Source organism: Brevibacillus sp. SAFN-007a, assembly GCF_051967035.1.
Classification (GTDB): domain Bacteria; phylum Bacillota; class Bacilli; order Brevibacillales; family Brevibacillaceae; genus Brevibacillus.
The window spans coordinates 59,566-84,782 of sequence record NZ_JBQCKK010000017.1 but is presented as its reverse complement, the minus strand read 5'-3'; the positions used below and the strand labels follow the sequence as shown (position 1 = coordinate 84,782).

The window sequence follows — 25,217 nt, the reverse complement described above, 5'->3', positions numbered from 1 at the left end:
GAATTTCGGGTTCCGCTTGACCTCGCAACACGTCGATTCAAACAGATCAAAAATCGAATCAGCCAGGAAGAATACAGTCAGAGGATTGCTACCTATCTTCAGAGTCAGTACAGCAAAGCAAATCCCACAAACTGGTCAGACGAAACAAAAAGGCTCTTTCTGACTGCAATAAAAAGAAAATTTCAAAAAGGACAAGGAGTTGTAATACGATGAAAATTGCAGTTTTTTACGATTATTTCGAGGGGGAGATGGCCCCGCTCTGGTACGTCATCAATTTTCGGAAGGGGGAACTTGATTGGAACAAAGATATAGCCTATATCCCCATAGCTGCTCCCTTCCAACGACAGGGAGCGGAAGATTTCTCGTCGGACAGCATGGGGATAACGGTGACGCTTGCAGATCTGACCGTGAGCGAAGATAAACCAGGGAAGTTCGGGATTCGGCTTGACCCTCTCCGTAGGCGCGCAACGGAAAACATGCAAGATTATTGGGATGCCGAGTTTCTTATGCTGCAGGTGGCAGACCTCGAAGAGCTCCTGCAGATGAATCCATGGAGGTGAACCAAACATGGCAAGCATTGAAAAACGCGGCGCTAATTCTTGGCGTTTAACCGTTGAATTGGGGTATGGACCTAATGGAGAACGGTTGCGCGAAAGAAAAGTCATCAAGGTTGAAGATCCAGCGTTATTGAAAACAACGAAGAAGCTCAGAGAATATCTGGAAAGTGAGTGGCTTAAATTCAAGATGGAGGTTGAGGCCGGTGAGTATATTTCCCCCGAAAAGATGACATTGGCTGGGTTTGTTGACGAATGGAGAGAAAAGTATGCCAAACGAGAACTAAGTGCTAAAACATTAGAGAACTATCTGATCCAAATTAATAACCGGATTATTCCTGAATTCGGCCACATGCGTCTCGATCAGATCAAACCTCTCCACATCGTCACCTTTATAAAAAAACTTGAAGAAGAAGGCTCCCGGAAAGACGGCAAGGAGGGAAAGTTATCGTCTGGGATGATCGAATATATCCACCGCGTCTTGAAAAATATATTTAACCGTGCTGTTGAGTGGAAGGTAATTAAAACAAGCCCAATGGACGGGATAAAGAAGCCGAAAGTTGAACAGGCCGAAATGAGCGTATATGACGAAGCTGAAGCTCACCAACTGTTCTTGGCATTGGAACGTGAAAAGCTGATGTGGAGAGTCATGATTGCCTTGGCACTGACAACTGGCCTGAGAAGAGGAGAACTGCTTGGATTGGAGTGGAAAAATGTTGACCTGGAGGCCGGTACCATTGATGTCCGCCAATCGCTTACTTACGTGAAGGGGATCGGCTACGTTGTAAAGGAACCAAAGACAAAAAATTCGGTCCGGATCGTGTCCATTCCCCCAAGTTTATATCATGATCTGAAGGCGTTGAAAGTTCAGACTAGCAAGAAACGGATGCAATCAGAGGAACTATGGGAAGGTGGCGATCGATTCTTCGTCTTTTCCTCCTGGAACGGAAAACCACTTTACCCTTCCAGCGTAAAGACTTGGTGGTCACGTTTTACGAAGCGGCACAAGCTGAAGTACATCCGTTTTCACGATTTGCGACATACTTCGGCCACTCTTCTTATTAACAAAGGTGTCCATGCCAAGATCATTTCAGAACGTCTCGGACATGCTAACATCCTTACGACCATGAACATTTATGGTCACGCTTTACGATCTGCTGACCAGGAGGCTGCTAAACATTTTGAATCTCTCTTCGACAGTCAGCCGAAAAGTAAAAAGGCCTGATGGTCACAACGGCCAAAAAATTCGTCCCCAGCCCGTCCCCAATTATGAGTTTTGACGCCTGTATTAGTCTTTTTCAGGCGGTTATTACAACAAAAAAAGCCTTGATTTTCAAGGCTTTTGGCGTTTCTGTTATGGTGATCCGGACTGGGTTCGAACCAGCGACCCCCACCCTGTCAAGATGGTGCTCTCCCAACTGAGCTACCGGATCATATGGGATATGTGACTTAAACGGAACAACTTATGTACTCTCTTAATGGTGGGCCCTGTAGGACTCGAACCTACGACCAATCGGTTATGAGCCGACCGCTCTGACCAACTGAGCTAAGGGCCCGAATCGTACCGGACGTCGATCACATTTATTACTATACAGCATCCCAAAATGGATTTCAAGAGGAAATGAATAATTTCTTGTAATTTTTTTCACTCATACCAAAAGCGCACGAAAAACCGCGTAAAATCAGCCTTCCAGCCTGCTCTCCTCCCCCGAAAAACAAGCTTGCGCACACGCTCGCCACCAAAAAACTCCGAAAAAAGTTAAGAGAACACGCGTTCCTCACTTGGCCTTTGGTCTTTGGCCTCATGTCGGCCTCTTGGTCGCTATGGTATTCGGTTGAAGCTCTCATTTCGATAGGAAGCTATCCTCTCAGTCAAAGCCTTCACTTGAAGCTCTCCGTACACCACGTACACCGCGCGGCAGCAGTCGCCCTGTACAAAAAAAGAAGCAAGCACAGCGAAACAGCCATCCCGATTCCAAACGCCGCCCCCCAAACTCCCTACCAAAAAAGCCATCTCCCGCCGCTGCTCTCCCACACTCGGGCCTCGCTCATCCAAGCGGCACCACAAACATGAGAACAGCACCAACGAAAAAATGGCTCGCGAATATCGGACACAAATCCCTTTCCCCCTGCCAAACCAAGACGAGGAAAACCGAATCCTCGCATAATATGCCCGCACAACACGCACAACGCACCAGGGTCGATACGAGACGGTGCCATTCGTTGAATCGGGCAGCCCCTGCTATCCGGCCTGCTCCGTCCCTTCTGCTTTTTCCTCTACGCGCAGCTCGGCATCGCGCAGCTTCAGCGCTTCCGCTTCGGAGCGCGCCAGCTCGGCTTCCTGCTCATCGCGCATGCGGTGAGCCATCCGGCTCGAGGCGTTGGCCGCCACGCTTGCGATCAGATCGTCGAGGAACGTGTGCACGCGGCCCTCTGACGACTTGGTGTCCAGTCGCTTGATGACGCCGACTTTATGTTTGTCCAGGTGCCCAAAGGTGGTGACAGCGATGCTGCCGTATCCGAAGACCGATCCCAAAGCCAGCGTCTCATCGCACCCAAACAGACCCTCGTCTGTTGCGATGATCGATTGAAGCGGCTCGGACAACAGGCCCTTTTCCGCCAACGTATCCAACTCAATGCCCACCAGAATGGCGTGCTGCATTTCCCTTTTTTCCAAGACGGCATTGACGCTCTCGATGCACGGCTCCATCGTCAGGCCGGGATGGTACGGGGACTGCATAAGATAGACGATCTCCGCGATGTCCTCCACTGTGACGCCGCGTTCTGCCAGGCGATTGAGAGCAGCGTTTCTGACTTCGATGCTGTGTACTTGCTTCTTCATATAAGAGACAACCCCTTCCACAAATCGAGTGAAGTCGTTTCCTACCATAGTATCACACGGTGACAAAATTGCGACAATCTTTCGCCCAAGGAACCTGCGAACAACCCTGTCGCCCGCTTGAGAAAACGGGCGTCCCCTGCCCGCGCCCGGATGCAGTTGTGTTTCCACAGCATACGAAAGCATTGGGCAGTCCATGCGCTCTCCTGTATAATAATTTTTACGTAAACATCCATAAGGAGGACACCACTGTGGCTCTTGAGGAAATCGTCTTGGACAGCCGGCATTTGGGAACGCCGGAAAAACTGATTGTCTACACCCCGAAACGCTATTCGCCGCTCTACTCCTACCCGGTCCTCTACGTGCAGGATGGCGACGATTATTTGGCCATGGGCCGAATGGCGACCTTGCTGGATCGGATGATCGCGGATAAAGAGCTTCCCGACCTGCTTGCCGTTTTTCTCCCCGTTGAAAAAACAAAGCGTTTTGACCGCTACCATCCGGACGGCAAGGAGCATTTGGCCTACACCCGCTTCCTGGCGGATGAAGTCGTCAGCTTCGTGGATTCCCATTACTCCACCCACCCGCTTGGCAATGGGCGGACCTTGCTTGGGGAATCGCTCGGTGGCGTCGTTTCTCTGTTTACGGCGCTGGCTTACCCGCATACATTTGGCCAGGTGGCCTGCCAGTCGGGGGCTGTGGACGAAGAGTTAAACCGACGGATCGCGCAAGCTGAGTGGACGGTGCCCCAAACGTTTTATCTGGAAATCGGGACGGAAGAAACCGCTGTGAGCTCTTCGCGCGGCGTCCTGAACCTGTATGCGGCCAACGAGGAGTTGCGGGCCATTTTGCAGACGAAAAAAGCCACCCTCTTCTACGAAACGTTCGAGGGTGACCATACGTGGGGCCACTGGCAGCAAAACCTACCGCGTATGCTGCGTACGCTTTACGGGTAAACTTACCGTGGCTGTTCTTCCTGCGGACCTTCATCCTTTAAGGGCGACACAAGCGCTTCTTCGAACTCGCCTTTGCGAATCGCCGACAAAATGGTGAAGGTCAGCACTGACAGCAGGAGCAGGACGAGAAAAATGAATGTAATCATCATGGCCGTGTACATGCAGTGCGGCACCTCCTTGCACTACACAGTGTTTCCCGAAGCGGCCGGAATATACGGTTCGCCGCATAACATTACACAAATGAAGAATTTTCTGTTAAAATAGTTCCTTGTAGAGTATGCAAGATAGATAGCAAGGAGGAGTGGTTCTCATGAGGTATAGTATCGTGATCTTTCCATCCAGCAAGGTTCAAGAAGTAGCCAACTCTTACCGGAAGCGTTATGACCCGGCATACGCATTGATTCCTCCGTATATCCGCTTGAAAGAAGCCTTTGACCTTGAAGAAACCAAGCTGCCAGAGCTGGTGAGTCATCTGGAGCAGGTTGCCTCCTCTACGGAAAGCTTTACTGCCCATTTCCATCGGGTTTCTAGTTTCCATCCGACGACAAACGTCATTTATTTGGCCGTGCAAAACAAAGAGCCGTTTCAGGTTCTGCATGAAAAGATCGTCAACCAGTGTGTATCGGAAAAAGAAACCTACGCATACGTACCGCATCTGACCATCGGGCGCGATCTGTCCGACGATGAGCTGCGCGATGTAACCGGACAATTGAGCATGGCCAAGATCGACCTGACGAGCGAAATCGATCGCTTTCACTTGATTTATCAGTTGGAAGACGGCATCTGGAGCGTGTACCAGACCTTCCTCTTGAAAAAATAAAGCAAGATTGTCGCCCTCCCCGTGAGCTTGGCTTGCAGGGAGGGATCTTTTTAAGGCATCTACCCCTAGAAAAGGACGTGTCTCCATGAAACAACAAACGTATCGGATCCAAAAAGTAACGTCTGACCAAGCCATGCAGGATGCTCTCGCTGTGCGCAGAGCGGTGTTCATTGAGGAGCAGGAGGTTCCTGCCGACCTGGAGATTGACGAGCATGATCGGCAAGGGAGCGGCACCCTTCATTTCGTGGCGTACAACGAGCAGGAGCCGGTTGGAGCCAGCCGCTTGCGGCCGTATGCGCCTGGCGTGGCAAAAATCGAGCGGGTGGCGGTTCTCAAACAAGAACGCGGCACCGGTTTGGGTCGCCAGATCATGCTCGCCATGGAAGAAGCGGCAAAAGAACTCGGCTATGACAGCCTCAAGCTGAACGCCCAGACACACGCGCAGCGTTTCTATGAAAAGCTCGGCTACGAACCGCATGGCGACGTTTTCCACGAGGCCGGCATTGCGCATATCGCAATGGTCAAGGCATTGCGGTAACAAGGCAGCACGGATCGCACGCAAGCGTCCTGGATGAACAAAGCCCCCTCATCTGCGTGAGCCAAACCGGCCGACCAGATAGGGGGCTGAAATGTTTTTGCCGAACGATTATTCCGGCGCTTGTGCGCTTATGCCCTCCTCTCAGCTCTTCCGCTTCCGCGCCCGTTCCCGCAGCTGCTCCACGACCTGCGCCGACGCCGTATGCGAGCCGAGCATCGCGTGGAACGGCTCCGAGCCGCGCCAGCCATGAAAATCCGAGCCGCCTGTCATGACGAGACCGTGCTCGGTGGCCCATTTGCTGTAGCGGGCTTTTTGCAGCTCGTCGTTGTCCGGGTGGTTGACTTCGATTCCGTCCAGTCCGAACGCAATCAGCTCGCGCACAAGCTCGTCATCGTCATACAGCCCCGGATGCGCCAGCACGGCGGCGCCGCCCGCCTCCTGAATCAGCGTGATCGCCTCCTGGGGCGTGATGCGCGGAGGGGTAACGTAGGCCGCTCCCCCTTTGCCCAAGTATTTGTCGAACGCTTCTTGCATCGTAGCGACGACGCCAAGCTCGATCAGTTCCTCGGCGATGTGCGGACGGCCGATGTTTTTGTCCGTCCCCTGCTTGCGGCGGTAGACGTTTTCCAGCGTAATCGCAATGCCCAGCTCCTGCAAGCGGGCGATCAGCAGTTGGTTGCGCTGATGGCGCGTCTCGCGCAAGCCCGCCAGCCGTTTTTGGAACGCCTGATCCTCGTAGGGCACAAAATAGCCGAGCACGTGGATGTCCTGTCCATTGCCGATCGAGCTTACCTCCACCCCTGGGATGACTTCCACGCCCAGTCGCGCTCCCGCCTCCATCGCTTCGGCTATGCCCGCTACCGTATCGTGGTCGGTAATGGCGAGAGCAGCCAACCCGGCTTCTTTCGCCAGGCGGACGTTTTCCGCCGGCTCGCAGGTGCCGTCTGACGCTTTTGTATGAGTATGCAAATCTGCGTATGGACTCATCTTCTTCCACTCCTTCTTTTCTTTTTCTCCAAGTCTGAAATCCGCACACCGCTCATAGGATGGTACCAAACCCGAATTTTCTCAAAGGTTGAGCCGAGGAGGATGTCCATGCGGTTAAAAAACAAAACCCTGACCGGTGTCGTACAGCCACTCTCCTATGTCGACAAAATGCTCAGACAGCAGGGGTTTCACCGATCAGGCGGGGACGGCATGCCCACGTATGATGTCGTCATGTACGATTCTGCCAGCAGCAGCACGTATTTCCTGCGCATTCCCACCAATTTCACCAATTCGTCAACAGGAAAAGGCGAGATGACTGTCAAGCTGGGTCATCCGTATCTGGAAGCGAAATTTTACATGAACACCTCGGAAGAAATTTTTTTCATACCGAAATCCGTTCGGGAAGCGGCTGAGCACAAGCTCGCAGAGATTGCCGATTACCTCTCTTCTTCCTCCGCTCCATCCTGAACCGTTTTGCCAGCCAAACCTTGCTTTTCAGCTCCATAAACGGTTCTGCCCCCTGTTTCCGGCAAAGGGGCTTTAGAATCGGAACGCGCATGATCGCTTCTCCCGGCGGTGGCGCGTACAGGTGGCTTCGGACCGGCATCCGAGCAGGCAGGCGTTTGCTTCGAAGGGAGCGGCATAAGCGTGTGTTTGCATGATCGCACAAGGGCTGGGCAATCGCGTCCAGCCTTTTTGGCATAAGGGCAGCGAAGGCTGCGCCCGTGGCTTCGCGAGCTGACATGACCGGGAAAAGAGCCTCCCCGCTCGCCCGCTCTGTGATCCTCGGCGGGGAATGGCAGAGGCAATTGGGTCCCTCGTTTCTTCCTTGTCCTCTCTTTATTTTCTCCACAGCGTCTGCTTCCCCTGCCCCGGTTGCCGATCTTCCTGTCTTCTTTCGCGCGAACCAAGCGAGCGTCAGACCAACGCTCATCCCAATCCACATTTTCGCCCGTCGCCGCTGCACCGAAATCCCGAAACCCTTTTCTTGCAGCCAATGCCCGCCCTCCCCTGGACATCAGCCCCTTTTGGTGTCTGCAAGGCGATCCGGGCAGGTCCTGACAAGCTGCGAAAAGCGCCGGAAGCAATCGGAACGTTTTGACTCTTCGGTTGACCTATTGGTATACTTACCTGTAACAAGGAAGCGGCGAATGTATATACGTTTTGGTTCTGCATGTCCCATACACTTCGCGTAACGGAGGTGAATTCTCCACCTTTCGCACGGCGGGAGGCTGGAGGTGCGCTTGGAGAGTCCGATAGGGGAGATTACGCTGAATCTGCTGCTCGTGGTGTTTTTGGTCCTACTGAACGGCTTCTTCGTCGCAGCAGAATTCTCGTTGGTAAAAGTTCGCCAAACTCGCCTGGCCCAGCTCGTCAGTGAGGGCAACAACAAGCGTGCCCGCTACGCGCAAAAGGTCACCCGCGAACTCGACGCCTATCTATCAGCCTGCCAGCTCGGCATCACGCTGGCATCGCTCGGACTAGGCTGGGTTGGTGAGCCTGCTATCGCCCATTACGTCGAACCCATGATGGCCTATCTTCAATTCCCGCCCGCTATGGCAGGGCCCGTTTCGCTCGCGATCGCGTTTGCCATCATCACATTCATGCATATCGTGTTCGGGGAGCTTGCTCCCAAGTCGCTGGCCATCCAGAGAGCAGAAGCGACCTCGCTGTGGACGGCCGCTCCGCTCATGTTTTTCTACAAGCTCAGCTATCCGCTCATCTGGTTTTTGAACGGCGCGGCCAATCTCTTCATCCGTCGTCTGGGCATCGAGCCTGTCACGGAAAACGACCCGGCCCATACGGAGGAAGAAATTCGCCTGCTCGTCAATCAGAGCCACAAGAGCGGCCACATTGACCAGACGGAAATGGCCTTGGTGGACAATGTGTTCGAGTTTTCCGAGCGTCTTGCCCGGGAAATTATGATCCCGCGCATCGATATGATTTGTCTGTACGACGACAACACCTTCGATGAAAATCTTCACATCATCCGGCAATCCCGCCATTCGCGCTTCCCTGTCGCGCACGAAGACAAAGACAGGCTGATCGGCTTCGTTCACACGTCCGACTTTTTCCTGTCGGCACTGACCACCGGAAAAGCCGAGCTGAAAGATTTTCTCCGCCCGCTGCTCACCGTGCCGGAATCCATGGAAATCAGCCACGTCTTGCGGCTGATGCAGAAGCGCCGCTCGCAAATGGCGATCGTCATTGACGAATACGGCGGGACCGCGGGCATTTTGACCATGGAGGACATCCTGGAGGAGATTGTGGGCGACATCCAGGACGAATTCGATGACAACGAGCGCCCGGAAATCGAAGAAAGCGCAAGCAATGCCCTTTCCGTCTCTGGCAAAACGCTCTTGACCGAACTGAGCGATTTTCTGACCATCGAGATCGTCTCCGATGAAGTCGATACGATCGCCGGTTGGCTCTACAGCCAGCTGAATGAAGAAGTGGCGCTGGGAAAATCCGTCCTGTTCCAGGGCTACCTGTTCACGATCAGCGAGCTGGAAAACCATCGCATCACCCGGGTAGCCATCACCCATCTGGATGACGAGGCCCTGCCCGACGATACGATTTTGCTGCACGCCCAATCGTAAAAATCGACTTGTTTTGGCAAGTGTCCCCTGCCGCCAGGGGGCACTTCTTGTTTCCGCGATCCGCGTTTGACTGTAGACAAAGAAGCTGCTTGATCGAGGTGTCATCATGAACTATGCATTACTAGACAACAAGCCCATCCTGTTGCAGCCCGCGACTTACCACCGCATACCGTTTTGGCGCATGGCAGCCCGGCAGGACAAGGTTCGCTGTCCAGCCTGTGCATCCGCGCTTCGCCTGATGGCCGGGATCAGCTTTGAACCGTACTTCGCCCATCCGGAGGGAGCCGCCTGCCCGCTTTTGGCCCAGGACAACCCGGATTCCCTGGAGTGGCTGCAAGCCTTGGACGAAACCGCAGCGGCTGTGCTTCAGCCGCTTGTGACAGGCACAAGCCCGAGCGCATCGGGTGGCGGCGATCTCCCTTTCTCCGATGATACGTCCGTGCCTCTTTCCTCTGCTGCTGCGGACAGCCCGCTCGCCTTTTCGGACGAGTCGGCCCAGCCATCCGCGCCGGACAGGCTTGCTGCCGAGGAAGAAGACGCGACGATGATCGGCTCCTTTCGCTTGCCGAAAAAAAGAGCCATCGGCAGCACGAGCACGCCTGCACCGCCAGCGGCCAAGCCTCCGGTTTTTCGCAAGCGTTTGATGCCGAAAAAGACGATTGCTCATCTGACTGAGCAACAGTTGAACCAGCCGCTGCATCCGACCCAGCAGCAAGCCGTGCATACGACAGACGGGCCGCTCTTGATCCTCGCCGGAGCCGGCAGCGGAAAGACGCGGGTGATGACAGCCCGCACCGCTCACCTCATCAAAGAGGTCGGCGTGGAGCCAAAACGGATCATGGTCGTGACCTTTACGACCAAGGCCGCGGAGGAAATCCGCCAGCGAATTGCCAGGCAGCTGCCGTCCGGTCAAGCTCGCGAGCTGATTGCCGGAACGTTCCACAGCATTTTTTACCGCATGCTTGTACACCATCAGCCAAACAGCTGGGATCAGCAACGGCTGCTGAAAAAGGACTGGCAAAAGTGGCGGCTGCTGCGCGAAACGGGAGCTTTGCTCGGCCATGACGAACTCATGGCGCTGAAAGAAACGGACATCACCGAAGCGCTCAGCATCATCAGCCGCTGGAAAAACGAATACATTCTCCCGCACGAAGCAGCTTTTCGCAAGGCGACAACCGATGCGGAAAAGCGGGCCGCCCAGCTTTACCCGCTCTACGAGGCCGCAAAGAAAAAGCAGCAATGGTTTGATTTCGACGACATGCTGCTCGGCTGCTACGAGATGCTGCGTGACAATCGCGACCTGCTGCAACGCTATCAGGAGCGGATTACGCATGTCATGATCGACGAATTTCAGGATATTAACCGCATCCAGTACGAAACCGTCAAGCTGCTCGCCGCGCCGCAAAACAACCTCTGCGTCATCGGCGATGATGACCAGTCGATCTACGGCTTTCGCGGCAGCGATCCACAGTACATATTGGGCTTCACCCACGATTTTCCACAAGCCTCCACGATTACGCTGGAAGTCAACTACCGCTCGCACTCTTCTATCGTCAGTCTCGGCTATTCGCTGATCGGCCACAACCGATCGCGCTGGGAGAAAGCATGCCGGTCGTTTCACCGCGAAGAAGGCGACACGTTCTTGTTTGAACCGGACGACGAGGAAGAGCAGGCGTCCCGAATCGTGGACGAAATCATCCATCGGCGCGAGCAAGGATCAGCCTATGGCGCGTGCGCGGTTTTGTACCGTACGAACGAGTCGGCACGGCCGATCGTGGAGCGGTTGAGCGAGGCGGGCATTCCGTTTCATTACACGCAGGAGGAAGACTCGTTTTACCAGCGCCAGACCGTTCGCTGGACCTTGCATTATTTGCGGCTGGCGCTCAATCCGGACGATACGGACGCGTTAAAGGAAATTTTGCCGACGCTCTACATCTCCGCCGATGCCTGGAATGCCGTGCGCAGCCAGGCGATTCTGGAGGACAAGCCGATCCTGCACATCCTGCCGCACCTGACTCAGCTCAAGCCCTACCAGCGCAAGCATTTGCAAGCCATCACCGACATTCTCGCCGCCTGCAAGGACTGTCCTCCTGCCCAGGCGCTGGAGCTGATTTACGAGGACGGCAAGCTCCGCGAGTATTTGAAAAAACGGGCTCGCGACCGGGAAGATGGCCGGGAACGCTGGAGTGACGAGTTGCAGCAATTGCTTTCGGCCGCCAAGCGTCATGCGACGATCGGCGACTTTTTGGCCTATATCGAGCAGATGGAAAGACAGGAAAAAGAGTGGCGCACGATGCGGCCACTCCCGGATGAAGCTGTACACGTCTTGAGTATTCATCGGGCAAAAGGTCTGGAGTACGACCACGTCTTTTTGCCTGATCTGGTGGAAGGCGCCCTCCCGCACGAGTACACCCTGGACGAGCTGCGCAAAGGCGGAACGGCTGCCCTGGAAGAAGAACGCCGTCTGCTATACGTGGCGATTACGCGTGCCCGCCGCAGCCTGTGTATCGGTATCCCCCGGGAGCGCTTCGGAAGAAAGACCCGCCCCTCCCGTTTCATCAGCGAAATGGGCAGGTAAATACTGGTAACCTCCGCCCATGTAAATCAAAAACTCTTCCATGTTCGTAATCAATGGAAACATAAGCCAGGCTCCCTTCGTCGCATTTGGTATAGTATGCGAGCAAAGGGAGCCTGTTATTCATTCGTATGGGCGCAAAGCCTGGCCGCTTAGCCGCCGATGATGTTGTATCCGGCGTCTACGTGCAAAATCTCGCCGGTAATGCCTCTGGACAGGTTGCTGAACAGGAAGAGGGCTGTATCGCCTACTTCGGTCTGGTCAATCGTCCGGCGCAGCGGCGCTTTTTCTTCGATTTCTTTCAGAACCGCGTTGAAATTGCGGATGCCTTTTGCCGCCAGGGTGCGGATTGGCCCTGCGGAAATCGCGTTGACGCGAATGTTTTCCTTGCCGAGATCGTTAGCGAGGTAGCGTACCGATGCGTCCAGCGCTGCTTTGGCCACGCCCATGACGTTGTAGTTTTGCACGACGCGCTCGCCGCCCAGATAGGTCAAGGTCACGATGCTGCCGCCTTCTGTCATCAACGGACGAGCCGCGCGGGCAACCGCCACCAGCGAGTACGCGCTGATGTCTTGCGCAAGCGCGTAGCCGTCACGGGACGTGTTGACGAATTCGCCTTCCAGCTCCTCGGTTTTGGCAAATGCAATGCAGTGCGCCAGACCGTGAATGACGCCCACTTTTTCCCGAATGGTAGCAAACGCCGCTTCCACCTCTTCATCCTTGGTCACATCGCAGTTGACCAGCAAGGATTCCTTGCCCAGCTTCGCGGACAGCTCTGCCACGTTTTCGCGCAGGCGCTCTCCCTGATAAGTGAAAATCAGGTTCGCTCCTGCGTTGTGCAAAGATTGCGCAATCCCCCAAGCGATGCTGCGGTGGTTCGCTACACCCATGATTACAATATTTTTGCCTTGCAACAATGTATTCATTATGTATTCGCCCCTTCCCAAGCTATTCCCCGCCATTATAACCGATCTTGTCCTTCGTTACGAGGGGGACGCGAGAAAAGAGCGCGAACCGCTCCCTTTCGACAGCGGTTTATTTAGTTGTTACTCGGTGACGCCATCCTGTTCAGTCAGCGGCTGGTCAGCAGCAAACGTCCCCCACGCTTCGTCAAAAGGATTCAGCGACGTTCCCATGACCGGGAACTCGGTTCCTCCCTGCGCTGCGTCGTCGAACTGGTTCCGATTGGTGTGGTTCATGCTCTCCTGACTCCTTCCCTCCTGCTACCGTTCCATTCTTTTCTTAGGTTGGCAAGAAGCGCCTCTGTTTATGCATGTGAGCCTGTCAGGCATGCAGATGATTCGCATGCATGTAAGCGGACAGCACGATATAGAGCAGCACCGCGCCAAAAAAGTAAACCCCGTATTCCGCCCGCCGCGCCTGGACGATAAAAGGAACCAGGTGGCTTGCGGACACGTACAAAAAAATTCCGGTTGTCATCGCGAGCATCACGCTTGACCAGTCAGGCGGAAAAAAGCGTTCGGCAAGCCCGAAGCTGCACGCTCCGACCAGCGTGGCGATTCCGAGAGAAGTCGCCCCCCACAGCGCTTTTTTCCGCGAGTTCGTGGCAGCAAGCATGAGCGAAGCCACGGTGACCCCATCTGGTATTTTATGCAAAAGCATCGCCAATAAGACCGACGCGCCAACCTCCGTATCCACAGTCAAGCTCGCCACCAGCGACACTCCTTCGACAAAAGCATGCAGCAAAAAGCCCCCGAGCACCCCGAGTACGCCCGTCGAACCAATTTCCCCTCCGGCCGCCTTTCCGAGCAGCTCCAGGGTGAACAGCCCGGCAAAGCCCACGAGCACAAACGGCATCATCCGCAAGCTTTCTCCCTGGATGACATGCGGCATCAGGTCGAGCATCGTAATCGCCAGCAGCAATCCGGCCCCGGCGCTAATCATGGCGAACAGCGCTTGGCGCGACCAGGCGCGAAGACACAGCAAAAGGCCGCCGATACAACTGGCAAGCGCTGCAGCAAGCAAAACAATCCAAAAGAACGGTTGCATCATCCGGTCCTCTCCTCATCCCGCACGAGCATGGGGACGTGTATTCCCTCCATATGTACGCGCCTGTCCGGATCAATATGAGTGAGCCGCCCATATTTGTCCCGCTTGCGACAGCGATGACAAAAAGCGAAGGACCTGTCCGAAACAGGCGAAATGCCACTACTTTTTAGAACCTTTGTCGATTCTCTCTTACCCGGAAAAAAATGGTGCTATAATGAGTCCACCGGGAATACCCAGGGGAAAAAAGGAGTGATTCGGGATGGATGTACAAGTTTGGATGGCTTCGAAAGAGGTAGCTGATCGCCTTGACGTACATGTACGTACGTTGCGCAACTGGCTGGACTTGTTCGTACCCGCAAAGGAACGTCTGAAAAATCCGCAGGGTCACTATTTGATTAGCGAAGCGGGCTTTGCCCTCTTGAAAGAAGTCAAGGAAAGAAAAGATAGCGGAAACAGCTCGCTCAAGGAAATACAGCGACAGCTCATAGATGAAGGCCGTTTGTCGGAAGAAATGCTGGCTGCGGAGGAGTACGCCAGTGCGGAGGAAACAGCCGTAGCCCTCGGCCAGGGCAACAATCTGCAAGCAGGCATGAAGGAAATGGAGCTGGCAGTACACGAGACACTCTTGAAGTTTCAGCAGGAGTTGGCGCAACTGTCCTCGCTGAACAACATGCAATCCGCCATTTTGCAAAAAATCGCCGATATCGAAGAGATGCAGGAATCGCTGCGCCTGGAGATGCGCCGCGTCACTTTTGAAATGGATCTGATGCAGCAGCGCCTGACCCGGCGCAAGGAGCGGTACGCTCGCCACGAGCCTCGCTGGTCGTTGAATCCGTTCCGCTGGTTTACCCGCTCTGACCGGGCAGCGGAGCAATAATACGAACAGGCGAAACCAGCAGGAATGGGAAAAAACGACAAATTCAAGAAGTCACGGCAAGCAGTAGTGCCCCAGACTTTCCCTATGATAGAATGGAACTAAGCGATTTGGCAGAAAATCAGGACTATTTACATTCTATCGACAAAGGACTGGGGCTTTCGTTGTGAGAAAATTGCACATTACTTCAGTGAAGCCAGGAGATGTCATTGCCAAAAGCATTTTTCAGGAAAACGGTAACATCCTGCTCGGGATGGGCGTACAGCTGACGGAACGCTACATTGAGCGCCTCAAGCAATTAGGGATTGATACGCTCTACATTCAGGACAAGCGTACAGATGATATCATCCCGGAGGACGTCATCCGCGACGAGACGCGCAAACAAGCGGTCGACGCCGTGTACAAGACGATGACCACCCTGATGGACCAGCCGCATGTCAAACGCCGCACCTCCCCCCCTGATTTTGGCAGCGCTTTTCAGAAGGTGTTTCGGGAGATTTTGCAAGACTTGAGCAGCAGAAAAGATGTGCTCGTCCATTTGTCCAGTCTCCACGTGATGGACGGCTACTTTTTTCACCATGCCGTCAATGTCGCTGTGCTCGCAGGCGTGGTTGGCCTGGCGAAAGGCTACAACCAGCAGCAGATGATGGAGCTGGGCATCGGGGCCCTGCTGTTCGACATCGGGATGACCCAGGTGCCGAAAGAACTGTGGAGCTTGCGCAAAGAGCTGACAGCCGAAGAGCGACAGCGTCTGCAATACCACACGGAAGAGGGCTTTCGCATCCTGCGCAGCCAGCCTGCTATTTCCGTTGTGTCCGCGCACTGTGCGTTGCAGCATCACGAGCGGTACAACGGGACGGGATATCCGCGCCAGCTCAGCGGCAAGGACATTCACGAATACGCCCGAATCGTTGCGATTGCGGATGTCTTTGACGCGCTGATCTCGCCGCGTCCTTTTCGCCAAAGATATTCGCCCTCAGAGGCGACCGAGTATTTGTTCGCTTCCGGGAATACGTACTTTGACCTGGAGCTGCTCAAGCTGTTTTTGCAGCACGTCGCGATTTTCCCGATTGCTTCCACCGTCCAGCTCAGTTCGGGACATACAGGTGTCGTCTCGCGGGTCAATCCGCTCGCCGTCAATCGGCCGACCATTCGCATCCTGACCAACGAGGATGGATCAGAGGTAGCTACGCCTTTTGAAATCAACTTGTACGACAAGGACTGGATGAACGTAACCATTGTCAGAGCATTGTAGATTCGCCGTTCTCGTAACAGCAGCTCCTCCGCCAGGAGAAGGCTGCTGTTTTTTGCGCGATGGGCGCACCATGACATTCCGGCCGCGCCTGGACGAAAACAGGCAGCTTGTCAACTCGCCTTTGCCTTCGAGCGCTGCCCATACCCCAGCAGCAAAACCGCGCTCACCAGCAAGAACTTGAGCGGCACCACCAGCCATTCCTTCGGGGCCAACCAGCTTTGAACCGCTTCCTCTGTGAAAATCATGTTGGCTGCGGCGAATGCCAGCACGCCGGCCCCCACATAGACGAGCCAGGCGAACCGCTCCATGACGCGCAGGATCAGCTGGCTGCCGAAGACCATCAAGGGTACGCTAATCAATAGCCCAAGGATAATCAGCACGAGATTGCCCTGTGCCGCTCCCGCAATGGCGAGAACGTTGTCCAGTCCCATCATGATATCGGCCACGACGATGGTTTTGACTACCTGCACGAGATCGTCGCTCGCCTCCATGTCCTCCTGCCCGTCCTCTTCCCGCAGCAGCTTGTAGCTGATCCACAGCAAAATCAGCCCCCCGATCAGGTACAGGTAGGGAATTTTCAGCAAGGATACCGCCAGGATCGTAGCGATGACTCGAACGACCACGGCCAGCATCGTCCCCCATACAATCGCTTTCTTTTGCTGCTCCCTGGGCAGCTTGCGGCAGGCTATGGCGATCACGACGGCATTGTCGCCGCTCAGGGCGATGTTAATGGCTATTATCAACAACAGGGAGGAGTAAAATCCAGGATCGAGCAACGGGCATTCCTCCGTTTCCTTTGGCGTCAGTCTGTCACTTGGACGGTCACAGGCAAAACCAGCTTGCACCTCCCGCTTTGGCCCGGGCTTGTTGTCACTGGACGATTTCAGTATGATGGTAGGGAGGAGGGTTGTCGAAATGTCGAAACAATTCGTGATCGAAGCGATCATGTTGGCTATCTACGGGGAGTTGATGGCCCCATCGCAACCGGTGGAATATCTGATACCCGCATCGACAATCTATGAATTGGACGAATTTATCCAGAGTCCTGAACCCATCATGCCCTACTCCGGTGACGATCAGCATGTCCGCCGGGTCATGAAGGAAATGAGCCAGTTTTTTGCCGATCCCTTTAACCGCAAGCGACTGGAAAAAGGACTGATTGCCCCCTGGTCCAAGGTTCCTTTCACCTTTCCGAACGGTGTCACGCTAACGGTCATCAAGGTAGAGGACAACGCCATGTGGGGAGAAATATTTGATCCCGTCGAGACGCAGCTCCTGCTGACGTCCGTACGCTTTGAAGTCCCGCTGCTCACAGACCAGCCCGATTTTCAGGATCGGATTTTGGAATATATCGTACCTGTTCAATTTTACGATGTGGATGATTTTGATTTTGCCCTGGAACAAGGAATCTCGCTCAACGACCTGCGCGAGCCGTAAAAGGGCGGGGGATGCCTGCCAAAACAGACGAACAGACTGGCGAGCCTTGGCTTGTTGGTCTGTTCGTTTTCTATTATGGCTTTTTATCTGAAGAAAATTGGCTCTTTTATTCTTGTTTTTTTGTGCGTATAGTGAGACAAAAAGAACGTGAAAAAGGAGCCGTTTTATGGGGAGAACTCCAATTTACACCCGCGTATACAACCAACTCAGGTACCAAATTTTGAGCGGCGAGCTGCCAATTGGCTCTCATTTGCCACCGGAGCGAAAGCTCGCTGCCCGACTCGGTGTCAGCCGCAATACCGTGGTCAGGGCGTACGCCGAGCTGGAGGCGGAAGGCTTTATCGCAGGAAAAATGGGCAGCGGCCGCTACGTCGAGGCCCTGCCGCCCGCGCCCGCGCTGAACAAAATCCACTGGAGCAGCCAGCACAACTATACCTATCTGCACGCCGCTCCTCCCCATATGGCCGAACTGTTGTCCATTACGGATACCTACCCGGACACGATCAACTTCGCCCATGGCGACGGAGGCAAGCACACGCTCGTCACTTCCGGCTTTCCCGATTATGTCAAAAGCGCCGCAGACCAGGTCAGCTCCTACTTTTTCACATCCGTCCAAGGCTTGCCGCAGCTGCGCGAGCAACTCGTCCGCTGGATGGGCTTCGAACAGATTTCTTCGCCCGAGCAGGTTTTAGTGACAAGCGGCTCGCAGGAAGGGCTTTACTTCATCACGTCCATGCTCGCCAAACCCGGCGACAGTATCGTCACGGAAATGCCCACCTACTTCGGCTCCTTGCAGCTTTTTCAATCGCTGGGCATCCAGGTGATTCCCGTTCCGCTCGATCAGGACGGCATGAAGACGGATATTTTGGAAGGGATTCTTGGCCGCTATCGCCCGCGCTTCATCTACACGGTTCCGACGTTTCACAATCCGACGGGCTACACGCTTTCCCTGGCGCGGCGCGAGCATCTTCTGTCGCTTTCCGATCGCTACGGCATCCCTATCGTGGAGGATGACGCCTACCGCCATTTGCATCTGGACACGCCGCCACCGCCAGCCCTCAAGGCACTGGACCAATCCGGCCACGTCATTTACTTGAACACGCTGTCCAAGCTGCTCTTTCCTGGGCTGCGCATCGGCTGGATCGCCGCTAACCAGCATTTTATCCAGCTGATAAGCAGGCTCAAGGAGCTTTCCATCTCGACGAACACGCTGGGACAGATTGCTCTCGCCAACTTTTTGAAAGCCGATGCGCTATCCCCCCACCTCGCCCATTCGCGGCAGCTGTATCGGCAGCAGGCAGACGTAATGGAAGCGCACCTCCAGCCGCTGAAGGCACTCGGTCTGCACTATGAAAAAGCTGCGGGAGGCTTCTACTTCTGGGTTTCTCTCCCGGAAGGCGTGGAAGCGCGCAAGCTGATGCAAACGTGCAGGCAAAACGGAGTCTCGTTCACGTGCGGGGATATGTTTTTGCTGCGAAATGCCGAGCAGCCCTACATCCGTCTCTGCTTCACCCATGAGCCGCCAAGCCAGATCGAGCGGGGAATGGCGATCATCAGTCAGGTTCTCTCGCACCAAAAGGAGGGGTATAGATGAACATGTCCAAACATTCGGCACATTCGGCCAGCTTGTTTCGGCAGGGAGCCTGGGATGCCCTGCCGCTTGCAGCCAGCTACATTTTGTCGGGCATCATTTTCGGGATGATGGCGCTTGCGGCCGGGTTGACAGTCTGGGAAAGCGTTGCGATGTCGCTGTTCATCTACACGGGAGCTGCGCAGTTCAGCGCGGTCGGCATGCTGTCGGAGCAAGCGGGCATGTGGGCGATCCTCCTCACTACCTTCTTGCTGAACACGCGTCACTTCTTGATGGGACTGTCGGTATCGCCCTACTACCAGCGTTTGCCGTTTGCCCACGTGAACATCCTGGCCTTTTTTATGACGGATGAACAATATGCGCTCTCCCTGAACCGGTTTCGTCATCATCCAGGCGAAACCGCCTATCTGTATGGGGTCAGCCTGACTTTGTACGCTTGCTGGGGCTTGGGCACATGGGCAGGTAGCCTCGCGGGAGAATGGATTCCGGATCCCGGAGCGCTGGGGCTTGGGTTCAGCTATATCGCCATGTTCATCGCCCTGTCCTATTTTCAGCTCACTTCGCCCGCACGCATCCTTACCTTTCTTTTGTGCGGGGGGCTGGCAGTCGGCGTCGCCTTGCTTTTGCCGAACGGGCTTCATCTGCTGGCAGCGGGACTGGTCGCCTTTGGGATCGGATTCGCCTTGCCTGCCGAGACGAAAGCCGCTCCCTCGTCACAAGCCGAATCGGCACAGGAGGTCGAAACCGCATGAATCTGTTCTGGCTGTTTTTTCTCATGAGTATCGCTACTTACTTCTCCCGCCGCGCCTTCATGCGCCTGCCCAGCCACTGGATGTCCGCCCGGCTGAAAAGCGGGCTGAGCTACATTCCGGTAGGGATTTTCGCAGCGCTCATTTTCCCGGCTCTTTTCGTGCAGAACCAGTCCGTGGTCTTCCAGCCGATTCTGCTCGCCGCCGGTGTCGCCTGCTTCATCATCATGCTCCTCACGAAAAACGCCTTCCTCAGCTTTGGCGTCAGCATGGCGATCGTGGTGATCGCTTCGCTTCCGCTCCTGCCCTAGCCCGCAAGGAAAATTTGCCGCCGAACAGGTTTGCCCATGGTACAATACGGGTAAACACTAAGAAAGCGGTTCGGGAAGGAATGGTAGAGTTGGAATTGACAAAACGAAACAACGGTACAGATTGGCAGGCAGAAGCGGCGACAGCCCAGTCCATCTTGTTTAAAATGGGCAGCGAGTATTACGGGCTTTCCATTGCCTTGGTGCGCGAAATTATCAAACCTCTGCCCATCACCCGTTTCCCCAAGTCGCCTGTGTACGTAGAGGGCGTCATTGACTTGCGCGGCCGGATTTTGCCGATCGTGAACCTGCGCAAACTGTTCGGTCTGGAGCCGATTGCCCAGACGGATGACACCCGCTTTGTCGACTTGCAGCTGGAAGGGCTGAATATCGGCATCATCGTCGACGCGGTGTCCGAGGTCATGAACATTCCCCAGCATCTGATCGAACCGGCGCCACCGATCGTCGCTGGCGTAGAGGGCAAATATTTGCAAGGAATCGCCCGCCTGGACGACAAGCTGATTATGCTTCTGGATGTCGATGAAATTTTTGGTCCATGGAAAAAAGGGTAGGCGCCCTTCCTTGCACACAGAAAAAAGAGCGGGAGCCATCCCGCCCTTTTTGTTTTCTACTCCCTGCCGCCACTTGCCAAATACGCGTAATTTACCCACACCATTTCTTCGATCCCTAAAATCTCTTTGAACAGATCCACCGAATCGTACAGTAGCGAAGCGCCGGTTTCTTCGTCTACATCTGTCAACAGCTGCAAATCAAACAGCGAGCGCAGCTGCTGCACTTGCTTCGGCCCCGCGATCCGACTGAACGATTGCGGCTTGATTCGCATAATGCCCTTGCCTACTTCTCGCCGATACAACTCCGAACGCACAACCCGGTCCAGTATGTCTTCATACTTTTGCCGAACGTCCTCGCTGTCTGTAATCCCTTCCTGCAGGTCAATCTCCGGATAAAGTCTGCCGAACTCCGCCTCCGCCATTTCCACATCCAGGGAATAGCTGATCGTCGCCGAAGAGACTTCAAAGCCAGCATCGAACAGACGAAACCCCCAGCCATTGTCTTCTGCGTCGTGAAACCAAAGCAGCGGCACGAATTGCTTCGACAGGGTAAGCAAAAATTCAAGCGTCGAGGAGGTTTCAATCCATTCATCCTGCAGGAAAAATGCGTTCCAGTCGCCATTGATGTTTCTGTGGAAGTACGGTTGCGAAGACTTGGACAAGGCAATCAGTACTTTCGGTTCGTATTTGCGTGGATAAAGAATGCCGGTCGTGAACTCACCCATCCGTTTTCCACCGCTTTCTGGAAAGCTTTCCCTGGTCCTTTTCTTAGTCTATTCAGGTACCACTTGTTTTTTGCTGTGATCTTTCGCAAACGTGCTCGTATGTATGATCGTATGCACGGCTCCCTCCGGCAACAGCTCCGAACGGTACAGATGGACATGCCGCACCGTCCAGCGGGGCGTCTCTCTTGCCAAATATCGCTCGTTCCAATCCAAGAGCGGCAGCCCCTCCGCAGGTGCTTGCGGCCCGCGGGCCAGTGTCATGTGCGGGCGATAGCGTTTGCGATCATACGCGACTCCTGGATGCAGCTCAAAGCGTCTGCCCAAAAGCAAGTGAAGCTGCTTGAGCGGATTCGTTTGCCCGCGCAGACCGAGCCAAAGTACGCGGGGATGCTCCGCATGGGGAAACGCCCCGAAGCCGCCGATACGCAGCTGAAACGGCTCGATAATCGCACTGACGATGTCCATGTCCTCACAGATGGCCGGGACGAGCGCTTCCTCGACTTCACCGAGAAAATGCAGCGTCAAATGAAGATTGTGCAGCGGCTGCCATCTGTCTGCCCGTACTTCCGCTTTCAGCCGCTCCTGTACATCGGCCACATAATGGACAGCCTCTTCCGGGATGTCCAACGCCACGAACAAACGCATAGACGGTTCCTTCCTCCTTTTGATTGTACCACCCGCCCTGTCGCGAACGAAAAATAGCCCCCCTGTGACGGAGAGCCATCTTTTACATCCACGCCGCGTTAGGCAGCCATCATCTTTCCGGTTACGATGCCCAGAACGCTGCGCACATATTCACCGAGTCGCCCGGAGCCAGGCTGATACGCAAAGCGAAGCGTCAGCTCGACATGACCAACATGCCCGGCAGGAGGAATGTTCCAGAAAAGGTCCGCTTCTCCGTACAAAATTTCCTCAATGCGCTGCTTCTTGCCTTCCATATCCAAATCAGGATCGTGCGACAACGAGAATTTCATCATGATGGAAAACGAATCTTTTTTGATCCCATCCCGCAAGCTTAATTTGCCGTGGATCGCGACGAGGCCCGCTTCTCCCCACAAGTTGTACTCCAGCAAAGCCTGGCATTGCGGTTGAACCTGCAGCTCAAGAGCCGGAAGTCCTCCCTCAATCGTAAGTGCATGTCGCTTTGCCAATAATTCGATCTCCCCTTGAAAACGGTGAGCGTATTCGGAAACAGCCTGGAACCAATCGGGCTCTACAGCGTACATCTTCGTCACCTCTCCCCCCACGGAATATCTGCTTTACTACTTCGAAATTCCCCTTGTCATATCCTTTGTTGAAAAATGACTTATTTACCCATATTTCCTCGAAGCATAAAAGATTCCTATGAAAATTCGTTTTCACAATGTTGCAACAATCATTCGTAAGGGACAGGCTGACCGGGAAACGCTTTCACAAACAGGGCGCGAAGGCGCTCTTGTACCTGCTCGTCCAGCTCCAGGTGATAGAGTGCGCCATTTTCATAGCGCAAAAGCGGAAACGCTCCCGCACGCAGAGCGGATGCTTCCTTTGTCTGCACAAATGTCGGCAAGGTCAGCAGGAAGCGGGAAAACGGGTTCGCCTCTTCCTCCGACATAGGGACGACTGCAAACAGTTCGAACAGGCTGGGCGTCACGATCAGCTCCAGCAGTTCGCCGCGCTCGGCGACCCAGACCGTAAACGCCGCTTCCCTCACCTCGCTGCGCGCGTGTCTGCGCATCACCCAAACCGCCTGGCGGACCGTGTTCATCAGCAAATGCTGCGCGCCCTCCGTACCGTGCGCCTCTACCATCCGCTTGTAGCTGAAAACATAGGCCAGTCCGTCTTCGAGAAGCACAGCATCGGGGAGGGACAGCGCCGATACGGTCAGCGTCTCCTCCTCGCGCACCTGCGCCTCCTGAGGGATGGCTTCGGACTTCCCCTCGAACAAGGAGCGAATCATATCCCGGGTGCGCTCCACCTCTGCTGCGGAAAACGAAAGGCTCTCCGTGTAGATATGCGTCAGCGCGCCCCCCTCGTAAGCCAAATAGTGCAACAAGGTGCATGGCTGCTCCAGCATTTTGAGAGCCATTCCCCGCTGCTCCGCCTGCCGGATGTCAAAGGTCAGCGGAAAGCCGAGCGGCTGCAACGGATCGGACAAGGTCCAGATCACGCCCAAAAGCTTCCCCTGATACGTCTTGAATTCGACGGAAACGGCATCGCGTGTCTGCTCGACGAAAGCGTCCACCGATTCGAACACCAGATACAGCTCGACCTCGCCTGCTCCGTTCAGCCGGGCAAAATAAGGCAGCCCCGCCTCGCTCGCAAGCTCATACAAATCACGATAGGCGCTCTTGTCGAGAACCTCGCCCTGCGTCGCCGCCATGGGCGAACGCAGGGCAGGGTCGGGGCTGAGCGCCGGATAAAATGCCTCACTCATCCCGTTGCTCTCCTTGCTTTTCCCACGCCTGGATCAGCGGCCAGCTATCCATCTGCGCGAGCAGGGTACGGTCTGTCGCGTCGATGTGCACAGGCGTCACGGCGATGTAATCATGCTTCACGAGATCGTAGTCAAACGGCTCGGCGATCGGCATGACCTGCGGGTACTCCCGGGTCAAAAAGTATCCTTCCGCTTCTTCGCTGTACCTGTCTTCGTAATGATGCATCGCGAGCGTCGCCGGCACGATTCCCTTCACCTGCGCCAGCGGAACGTGCGGAAGGTTGACGTTCCAGAAAACATCCGGAGGCAGTTCGCCTTTCACGGCCCGCTCGGTAAACTCCTTGACCAACGGCTGAATCATCGGCACAACATCGCCGTAATTTTCCTGATCATACCAGTTATCATAAGACAGGGCCACGCCGGGAACGCCCAATATGACCGCTTCCCTCGCCCCGCTGCACGTTCCGGAGTAATAAATGTCGCGCCCCAGATTCGTTCCCACGTTGATCCCCGAAAAAACGATAGCGGGTTTCTCGTCCGCTGCAAACAGCAAATGGTACGCTGCCTTGACGCAGTCGGCCGGATTGCCGTTCACGGCCCACGCTTTGACGGGAAGACCGTAAAAGTCGCGTTTTTCCGGTGCCAGTGCTGTTCGATAGGTTACCCCATGACCGACGCCGCTTTTTTCCTCAACGGGAGCCACTACGAAGATTTCCGCCTGGTCCAGTACGAGCAGTGCTTCCACCAATCGCTTGATGCCCAGGGCATCGATGCCGTCATCGTTTGTCACTAAGATTCGCAACACAAGATCTCCTCCTTCATCGTGGCGCCTCTCTTCACTTGCACGTCGTTTCCTTGTTATTGTACTGTAGATAGCTTTTCCAAGCCAAGCTCCCAGCCAAGAACGAGCCAGGAATCGGTCTATGAAAAAAGGCCCCGGCAAATGGGGCCTTGCTTATTCACCGACAATCTCTTTCCAGCGATCGCGCCAGGCGATTCCTTCGCGAATCCACTCCTCGACCTGCGCCTGCTTCTCCTCGGAGATGCCGATCAGGGAAGCGATCCGGGCAATCTCCTTCGTCTCCGATGGCGACAGCTTCCGGTCGATCAGCGCCATATGATACAGCTTGCGCATCATCACGAGCTTCTCGCTTTGGCTCATGTCGACCAGATCCTCCACAATCGTCTCCGGTCGCTTCGGATAATCGATGTCATCCATTAAAATTTGCCGTTCTTTCAAGGTGAAATGTTCCGAATTCACGATATCATGAATCCGATCCACTTCTTTTGAACCTATATAACCGTCGGCATGCCCAACGCAAATCATCAAACGAATAGAGGCAAACAAAATATGTTTGTCCTTTTCTGTTCTCGTATACAACGCACGGTTCCTCCTCCGAACATAATAAAA

At 54.8% G+C, this 25,217-nt stretch carries 28 protein-coding genes, 2 tRNA genes and 1 pseudogene; 16 read left to right on the top strand and 15 right to left on the bottom strand.

Translation table 11 applies throughout. The features are described from left to right. The 3 genes and pseudogenes from ACTHO6_RS16855 to ACTHO6_RS16845 all read left to right on the top strand — a co-directional run. Positions 1–213: pseudogene (locus ACTHO6_RS16855) on the top strand (hypothetical protein); the annotation flags it as partial. After that, positions 210–560, top strand: a complete 351-nt coding sequence (locus ACTHO6_RS16850; protein ID WP_238501310.1) for a hypothetical protein — start codon at positions 210–212, stop codon at positions 558–560. The pseudogene ACTHO6_RS16855 and the gene ACTHO6_RS16850, both read left to right, overlap by 4 nt. Before the next feature lie 7 nt (positions 561–567). After that, positions 568–1,779 (top strand): site-specific integrase, encoded by a 1,212-nt coding sequence (locus tag ACTHO6_RS16845; protein ID WP_238501308.1) that lies wholly within the window; start codon positions 568–570, stop codon positions 1,777–1,779. Positions 1,780–1,911: 132 nt separating this feature from the next. Here the strand turns inward: ACTHO6_RS16845 and ACTHO6_RS16840 are convergent. From ACTHO6_RS16840 to ACTHO6_RS16830, 3 genes are all read right to left on the bottom strand, one after another. After that, positions 1,912–1,987, bottom strand: a tRNA-Val gene (locus ACTHO6_RS16840). Positions 1,988–2,033: 46 nt separating this feature from the next. Then, a tRNA-Ile gene (locus ACTHO6_RS16835) sits at positions 2,034–2,110 on the bottom strand. A gap of 686 nt (positions 2,111–2,796) precedes the next feature. Next, positions 2,797–3,396: a phosphatidylglycerophosphatase A family protein gene (locus tag ACTHO6_RS16830; RefSeq protein WP_440242915.1), complete on the bottom strand. Its 600-nt coding sequence runs from the start codon at positions 3,394–3,396 to the stop codon at positions 2,797–2,799. Between the two features lie 248 nt (positions 3,397–3,644). Here ACTHO6_RS16830 and ACTHO6_RS16825 point away from each other — a divergent pair, with 248 nt between their 5' ends. Then, positions 3,645–4,349, top strand: coding sequence for an alpha/beta hydrolase (locus ACTHO6_RS16825; RefSeq protein WP_440242914.1), 705 nt, complete (start codon positions 3,645–3,647; stop codon positions 4,347–4,349). A 2-nt stretch (positions 4,350–4,351) separates the two neighbouring features. Here the strand turns inward: ACTHO6_RS16825 and ACTHO6_RS16820 are convergent, their stop codons facing one another. Beyond that, positions 4,352–4,510 (bottom strand): hypothetical protein, encoded by a 159-nt coding sequence (locus ACTHO6_RS16820; protein ID WP_005828250.1) that lies wholly within the window; start codon positions 4,508–4,510, stop codon positions 4,352–4,354. Between the two features lie 149 nt (positions 4,511–4,659). Between ACTHO6_RS16820 and ACTHO6_RS16815 the strand changes: the two genes are divergently transcribed. Next, positions 4,660–5,169, top strand: a complete 510-nt coding sequence (locus ACTHO6_RS16815) for a YjcG family protein (protein WP_440242913.1) — start codon at positions 4,660–4,662, stop codon at positions 5,167–5,169. A gap of 85 nt (positions 5,170–5,254) precedes the next feature. Continuing rightward, positions 5,255–5,707, top strand: coding sequence for a GNAT family N-acetyltransferase (locus ACTHO6_RS16810; RefSeq protein WP_440242912.1), 453 nt, complete (start codon positions 5,255–5,257; stop codon positions 5,705–5,707). Positions 5,708–5,848: 141 nt separating this feature from the next. On the opposite strand, the gene ACTHO6_RS16805 is transcribed toward ACTHO6_RS16810, so the two are convergent. Then, positions 5,849–6,694 (bottom strand): PHP domain-containing protein, encoded by an 846-nt coding sequence (locus ACTHO6_RS16805; protein ID WP_440242911.1) that lies wholly within the window; start codon positions 6,692–6,694, stop codon positions 5,849–5,851. 108 nt (positions 6,695–6,802) lie between these two features. Between ACTHO6_RS16805 and ACTHO6_RS16800 the strand changes: the two genes are divergently transcribed. From ACTHO6_RS16800 to ACTHO6_RS16790, 3 genes are all read left to right on the top strand, one after another. Next, positions 6,803–7,162: a YugN family protein gene (locus ACTHO6_RS16800; RefSeq protein WP_440242910.1), complete on the top strand. Its 360-nt coding sequence runs from the start codon at positions 6,803–6,805 to the stop codon at positions 7,160–7,162. A gap of 770 nt (positions 7,163–7,932) precedes the next feature. Beyond that, entirely contained in the window at positions 7,933–9,294 is a 1,362-nt protein-coding gene (locus ACTHO6_RS16795; RefSeq protein WP_440242909.1) for a hemolysin family protein, read from the top strand. 106 nt (positions 9,295–9,400) lie between these two features. Then, positions 9,401–11,872, top strand: coding sequence for a UvrD-helicase domain-containing protein (locus ACTHO6_RS16790; protein ID WP_440242908.1), 2,472 nt, complete (start codon positions 9,401–9,403; stop codon positions 11,870–11,872). 149 nt (positions 11,873–12,021) lie between these two features. Here the strand turns inward: ACTHO6_RS16790 and fabI are convergent, their stop codons facing one another. The 3 genes from fabI to ACTHO6_RS16775 form a co-directional block, all read right to left on the bottom strand. After that, positions 12,022–12,795 carry an enoyl-ACP reductase FabI gene (gene fabI, locus ACTHO6_RS16785; protein WP_440242907.1) on the bottom strand — a complete coding sequence of 258 codons (774 nt, stop codon included), beginning with the start codon at positions 12,793–12,795 and terminating at the stop codon, positions 12,022–12,024. Positions 12,796–12,915: 120 nt separating this feature from the next. Beyond that, positions 12,916–13,068, bottom strand: a complete 153-nt coding sequence (locus tag ACTHO6_RS16780; protein ID WP_440242906.1) for a hypothetical protein — start codon at positions 13,066–13,068, stop codon at positions 12,916–12,918. Between the two features lie 85 nt (positions 13,069–13,153). Beyond that, the gene (locus tag ACTHO6_RS16775) at positions 13,154–13,882 is read right to left on the bottom strand and encodes a ZIP family metal transporter (protein ID WP_440242905.1); all 729 of its coding nucleotides are present in this window, start codon (positions 13,880–13,882) and stop codon (positions 13,154–13,156) included. Positions 13,883–14,138: 256 nt separating this feature from the next. On the opposite strand from ACTHO6_RS16775, the gene ACTHO6_RS16770 reads away from it, so the two are divergent. Both ACTHO6_RS16770 and ACTHO6_RS16765 read left to right on the top strand, forming a co-directional pair. Continuing rightward, entirely contained in the window at positions 14,139–14,756 is a 618-nt protein-coding gene (locus ACTHO6_RS16770; RefSeq protein ID WP_440242904.1) for a MerR family transcriptional regulator, read from the top strand. Positions 14,757–14,919: 163 nt separating this feature from the next. Beyond that, entirely contained in the window at positions 14,920–16,008 is a 1,089-nt protein-coding gene (locus ACTHO6_RS16765) for an HD-GYP domain-containing protein (protein WP_440242903.1), read from the top strand. Positions 16,009–16,118: 110 nt separating this feature from the next. Here ACTHO6_RS16765 and ACTHO6_RS16760 read toward each other — a convergent pair whose 3' ends face one another. Next, the gene (locus tag ACTHO6_RS16760; RefSeq protein ID WP_440242902.1) at positions 16,119–16,784 is read right to left on the bottom strand and encodes a TerC family protein; all 666 of its coding nucleotides are present in this window, start codon (positions 16,782–16,784) and stop codon (positions 16,119–16,121) included. A gap of 139 nt (positions 16,785–16,923) precedes the next feature. On the opposite strand from ACTHO6_RS16760, the gene ACTHO6_RS16755 reads away from it, so the two are divergent. From ACTHO6_RS16755 to ACTHO6_RS16735, 5 genes are all read left to right on the top strand, one after another. Continuing rightward, the gene (locus tag ACTHO6_RS16755; protein ID WP_440242901.1) at positions 16,924–17,445 is read left to right on the top strand and encodes an ADP-heptose synthase; all 522 of its coding nucleotides are present in this window, start codon (positions 16,924–16,926) and stop codon (positions 17,443–17,445) included. 166 nt (positions 17,446–17,611) lie between these two features. Then, a complete protein-coding gene (gene pdxR, locus ACTHO6_RS16750; protein ID WP_440242900.1) occupies positions 17,612–19,039 on the top strand; it encodes a MocR-like pyridoxine biosynthesis transcription factor PdxR in 1,428 nt (475 codons plus the stop codon). Beyond that, a complete protein-coding gene (locus tag ACTHO6_RS16745) occupies positions 19,036–19,788 on the top strand; it encodes an AzlC family ABC transporter permease (protein WP_440242899.1) in 753 nt (250 codons plus the stop codon). Before pdxR ends, ACTHO6_RS16745 begins: the two co-directional genes overlap by 4 nt. Beyond that, positions 19,785–20,096: an AzlD domain-containing protein gene (locus ACTHO6_RS16740; protein WP_440242898.1), complete on the top strand. Its 312-nt coding sequence runs from the start codon at positions 19,785–19,787 to the stop codon at positions 20,094–20,096. The genes ACTHO6_RS16745 and ACTHO6_RS16740 overlap by 4 nt, the downstream gene beginning before the upstream one ends. 89 nt (positions 20,097–20,185) lie before the next feature. Next, positions 20,186–20,665, top strand: a complete 480-nt coding sequence (locus ACTHO6_RS16735) for a chemotaxis protein CheW (protein WP_440242897.1) — start codon at positions 20,186–20,188, stop codon at positions 20,663–20,665. Positions 20,666–20,721: 56 nt separating this feature from the next. Here ACTHO6_RS16735 and ACTHO6_RS16730 read toward each other — a convergent pair whose 3' ends face one another. From ACTHO6_RS16730 to ACTHO6_RS16705, 6 genes are all read right to left on the bottom strand, one after another. Further along, positions 20,722–21,390, bottom strand: coding sequence for a hypothetical protein (locus ACTHO6_RS16730; protein WP_440242896.1), 669 nt, complete (start codon positions 21,388–21,390; stop codon positions 20,722–20,724). Between the two features lie 48 nt (positions 21,391–21,438). Next, entirely contained in the window at positions 21,439–22,035 is a 597-nt protein-coding gene (thpR, locus tag ACTHO6_RS16725; RefSeq protein ID WP_440242895.1) for an RNA 2',3'-cyclic phosphodiesterase, read from the bottom strand. Between the two features lie 98 nt (positions 22,036–22,133). Next, positions 22,134–22,616, bottom strand: a complete 483-nt coding sequence (locus tag ACTHO6_RS16720; RefSeq protein ID WP_440242894.1) for a hypothetical protein — start codon at positions 22,614–22,616, stop codon at positions 22,134–22,136. 149 nt (positions 22,617–22,765) lie between these two features. After that, entirely contained in the window at positions 22,766–23,806 is a 1,041-nt protein-coding gene (locus ACTHO6_RS16715; RefSeq protein WP_440242893.1) for a hypothetical protein, read from the bottom strand. Beyond that, entirely contained in the window at positions 23,799–24,608 is an 810-nt protein-coding gene (surE, locus tag ACTHO6_RS16710; protein ID WP_440242919.1) for a 5'/3'-nucleotidase SurE, read from the bottom strand. Before surE ends, ACTHO6_RS16715 begins: the two co-directional genes overlap by 8 nt. A 153-nt stretch (positions 24,609–24,761) precedes the next feature. Continuing rightward, entirely contained in the window at positions 24,762–25,187 is a 426-nt protein-coding gene (locus ACTHO6_RS16705; protein ID WP_440242892.1) for a DUF533 domain-containing protein, read from the bottom strand. Between the last annotated feature and the right edge of the window lie 30 nt (positions 25,188–25,217).

Excerpts from the sequence above, each read along its gene's own strand:
- ACTHO6_RS16800 (WP_440242910.1), top strand. The coding sequence starts at position 6,803 with ATGCGGTTAAAAAACAAAACCCTGACCGGTGTCGTACAGCCACTCTCC.
- ACTHO6_RS16720 (WP_440242894.1), bottom strand. The coding sequence starts at position 22,616 with ATGTACGCTGTAGAGCCCGATTGGTTCCAGGCTGTTTCCGAATACGCT.
- ACTHO6_RS16770 (WP_440242904.1), top strand. The coding sequence starts at position 14,139 with ATGGATGTACAAGTTTGGATGGCTTCGAAAGAGGTAGCTGATCGCCTT.
- ACTHO6_RS16805 (WP_440242911.1), bottom strand. The coding sequence starts at position 6,694 with ATGAGTCCATACGCAGATTTGCATACTCATACAAAAGCGTCAGACGGC.
- ACTHO6_RS16845 (WP_238501308.1), top strand. The coding sequence starts at position 568 with ATGGCAAGCATTGAAAAACGCGGCGCTAATTCTTGGCGTTTAACCGTT.
- ACTHO6_RS16775 (WP_440242905.1), bottom strand. The coding sequence starts at position 13,882 with ATGATGCAACCGTTCTTTTGGATTGTTTTGCTTGCTGCAGCGCTTGCC.
- ACTHO6_RS16820 (WP_005828250.1), bottom strand. The coding sequence starts at position 4,510 with ATGTACACGGCCATGATGATTACATTCATTTTTCTCGTCCTGCTCCTG.
- ACTHO6_RS16755 (WP_440242901.1), top strand. The coding sequence starts at position 16,924 with ATGTCGAAACAATTCGTGATCGAAGCGATCATGTTGGCTATCTACGGG.
- pdxR (WP_440242900.1), top strand. The coding sequence starts at position 17,612 with ATGGGGAGAACTCCAATTTACACCCGCGTATACAACCAACTCAGGTAC.
- ACTHO6_RS16810 (WP_440242912.1), top strand. The coding sequence starts at position 5,255 with ATGAAACAACAAACGTATCGGATCCAAAAAGTAACGTCTGACCAAGCC.
- ACTHO6_RS16815 (WP_440242913.1), top strand. The coding sequence starts at position 4,660 with ATGAGGTATAGTATCGTGATCTTTCCATCCAGCAAGGTTCAAGAAGTA.
- ACTHO6_RS16740 (WP_440242898.1), top strand. The coding sequence starts at position 19,785 with ATGAATCTGTTCTGGCTGTTTTTTCTCATGAGTATCGCTACTTACTTC.
- ACTHO6_RS16780 (WP_440242906.1), bottom strand. The coding sequence starts at position 13,068 with ATGAACCACACCAATCGGAACCAGTTCGACGACGCAGCGCAGGGAGGA.
- ACTHO6_RS16730 (WP_440242896.1), bottom strand. The coding sequence starts at position 21,390 with ATGGGTGAGTTCACGACCGGCATTCTTTATCCACGCAAATACGAACCG.
- thpR (WP_440242895.1), bottom strand. The coding sequence starts at position 22,035 with ATGCGTTTGTTCGTGGCGTTGGACATCCCGGAAGAGGCTGTCCATTAT.
- ACTHO6_RS16715 (WP_440242893.1), bottom strand. The coding sequence starts at position 23,806 with ATGAGTGAGGCATTTTATCCGGCGCTCAGCCCCGACCCTGCCCTGCGT.
- ACTHO6_RS16790 (WP_440242908.1), top strand. The coding sequence starts at position 9,401 with ATGAACTATGCATTACTAGACAACAAGCCCATCCTGTTGCAGCCCGCG.
- fabI (WP_440242907.1), bottom strand. The coding sequence starts at position 12,795 with ATGAATACATTGTTGCAAGGCAAAAATATTGTAATCATGGGTGTAGCG.
- ACTHO6_RS16745 (WP_440242899.1), top strand. The coding sequence starts at position 19,036 with ATGAACATGTCCAAACATTCGGCACATTCGGCCAGCTTGTTTCGGCAG.
- ACTHO6_RS16850 (WP_238501310.1), top strand. The coding sequence starts at position 210 with ATGAAAATTGCAGTTTTTTACGATTATTTCGAGGGGGAGATGGCCCCG.
- ACTHO6_RS16830 (WP_440242915.1), bottom strand. The coding sequence starts at position 3,396 with ATGAAGAAGCAAGTACACAGCATCGAAGTCAGAAACGCTGCTCTCAAT.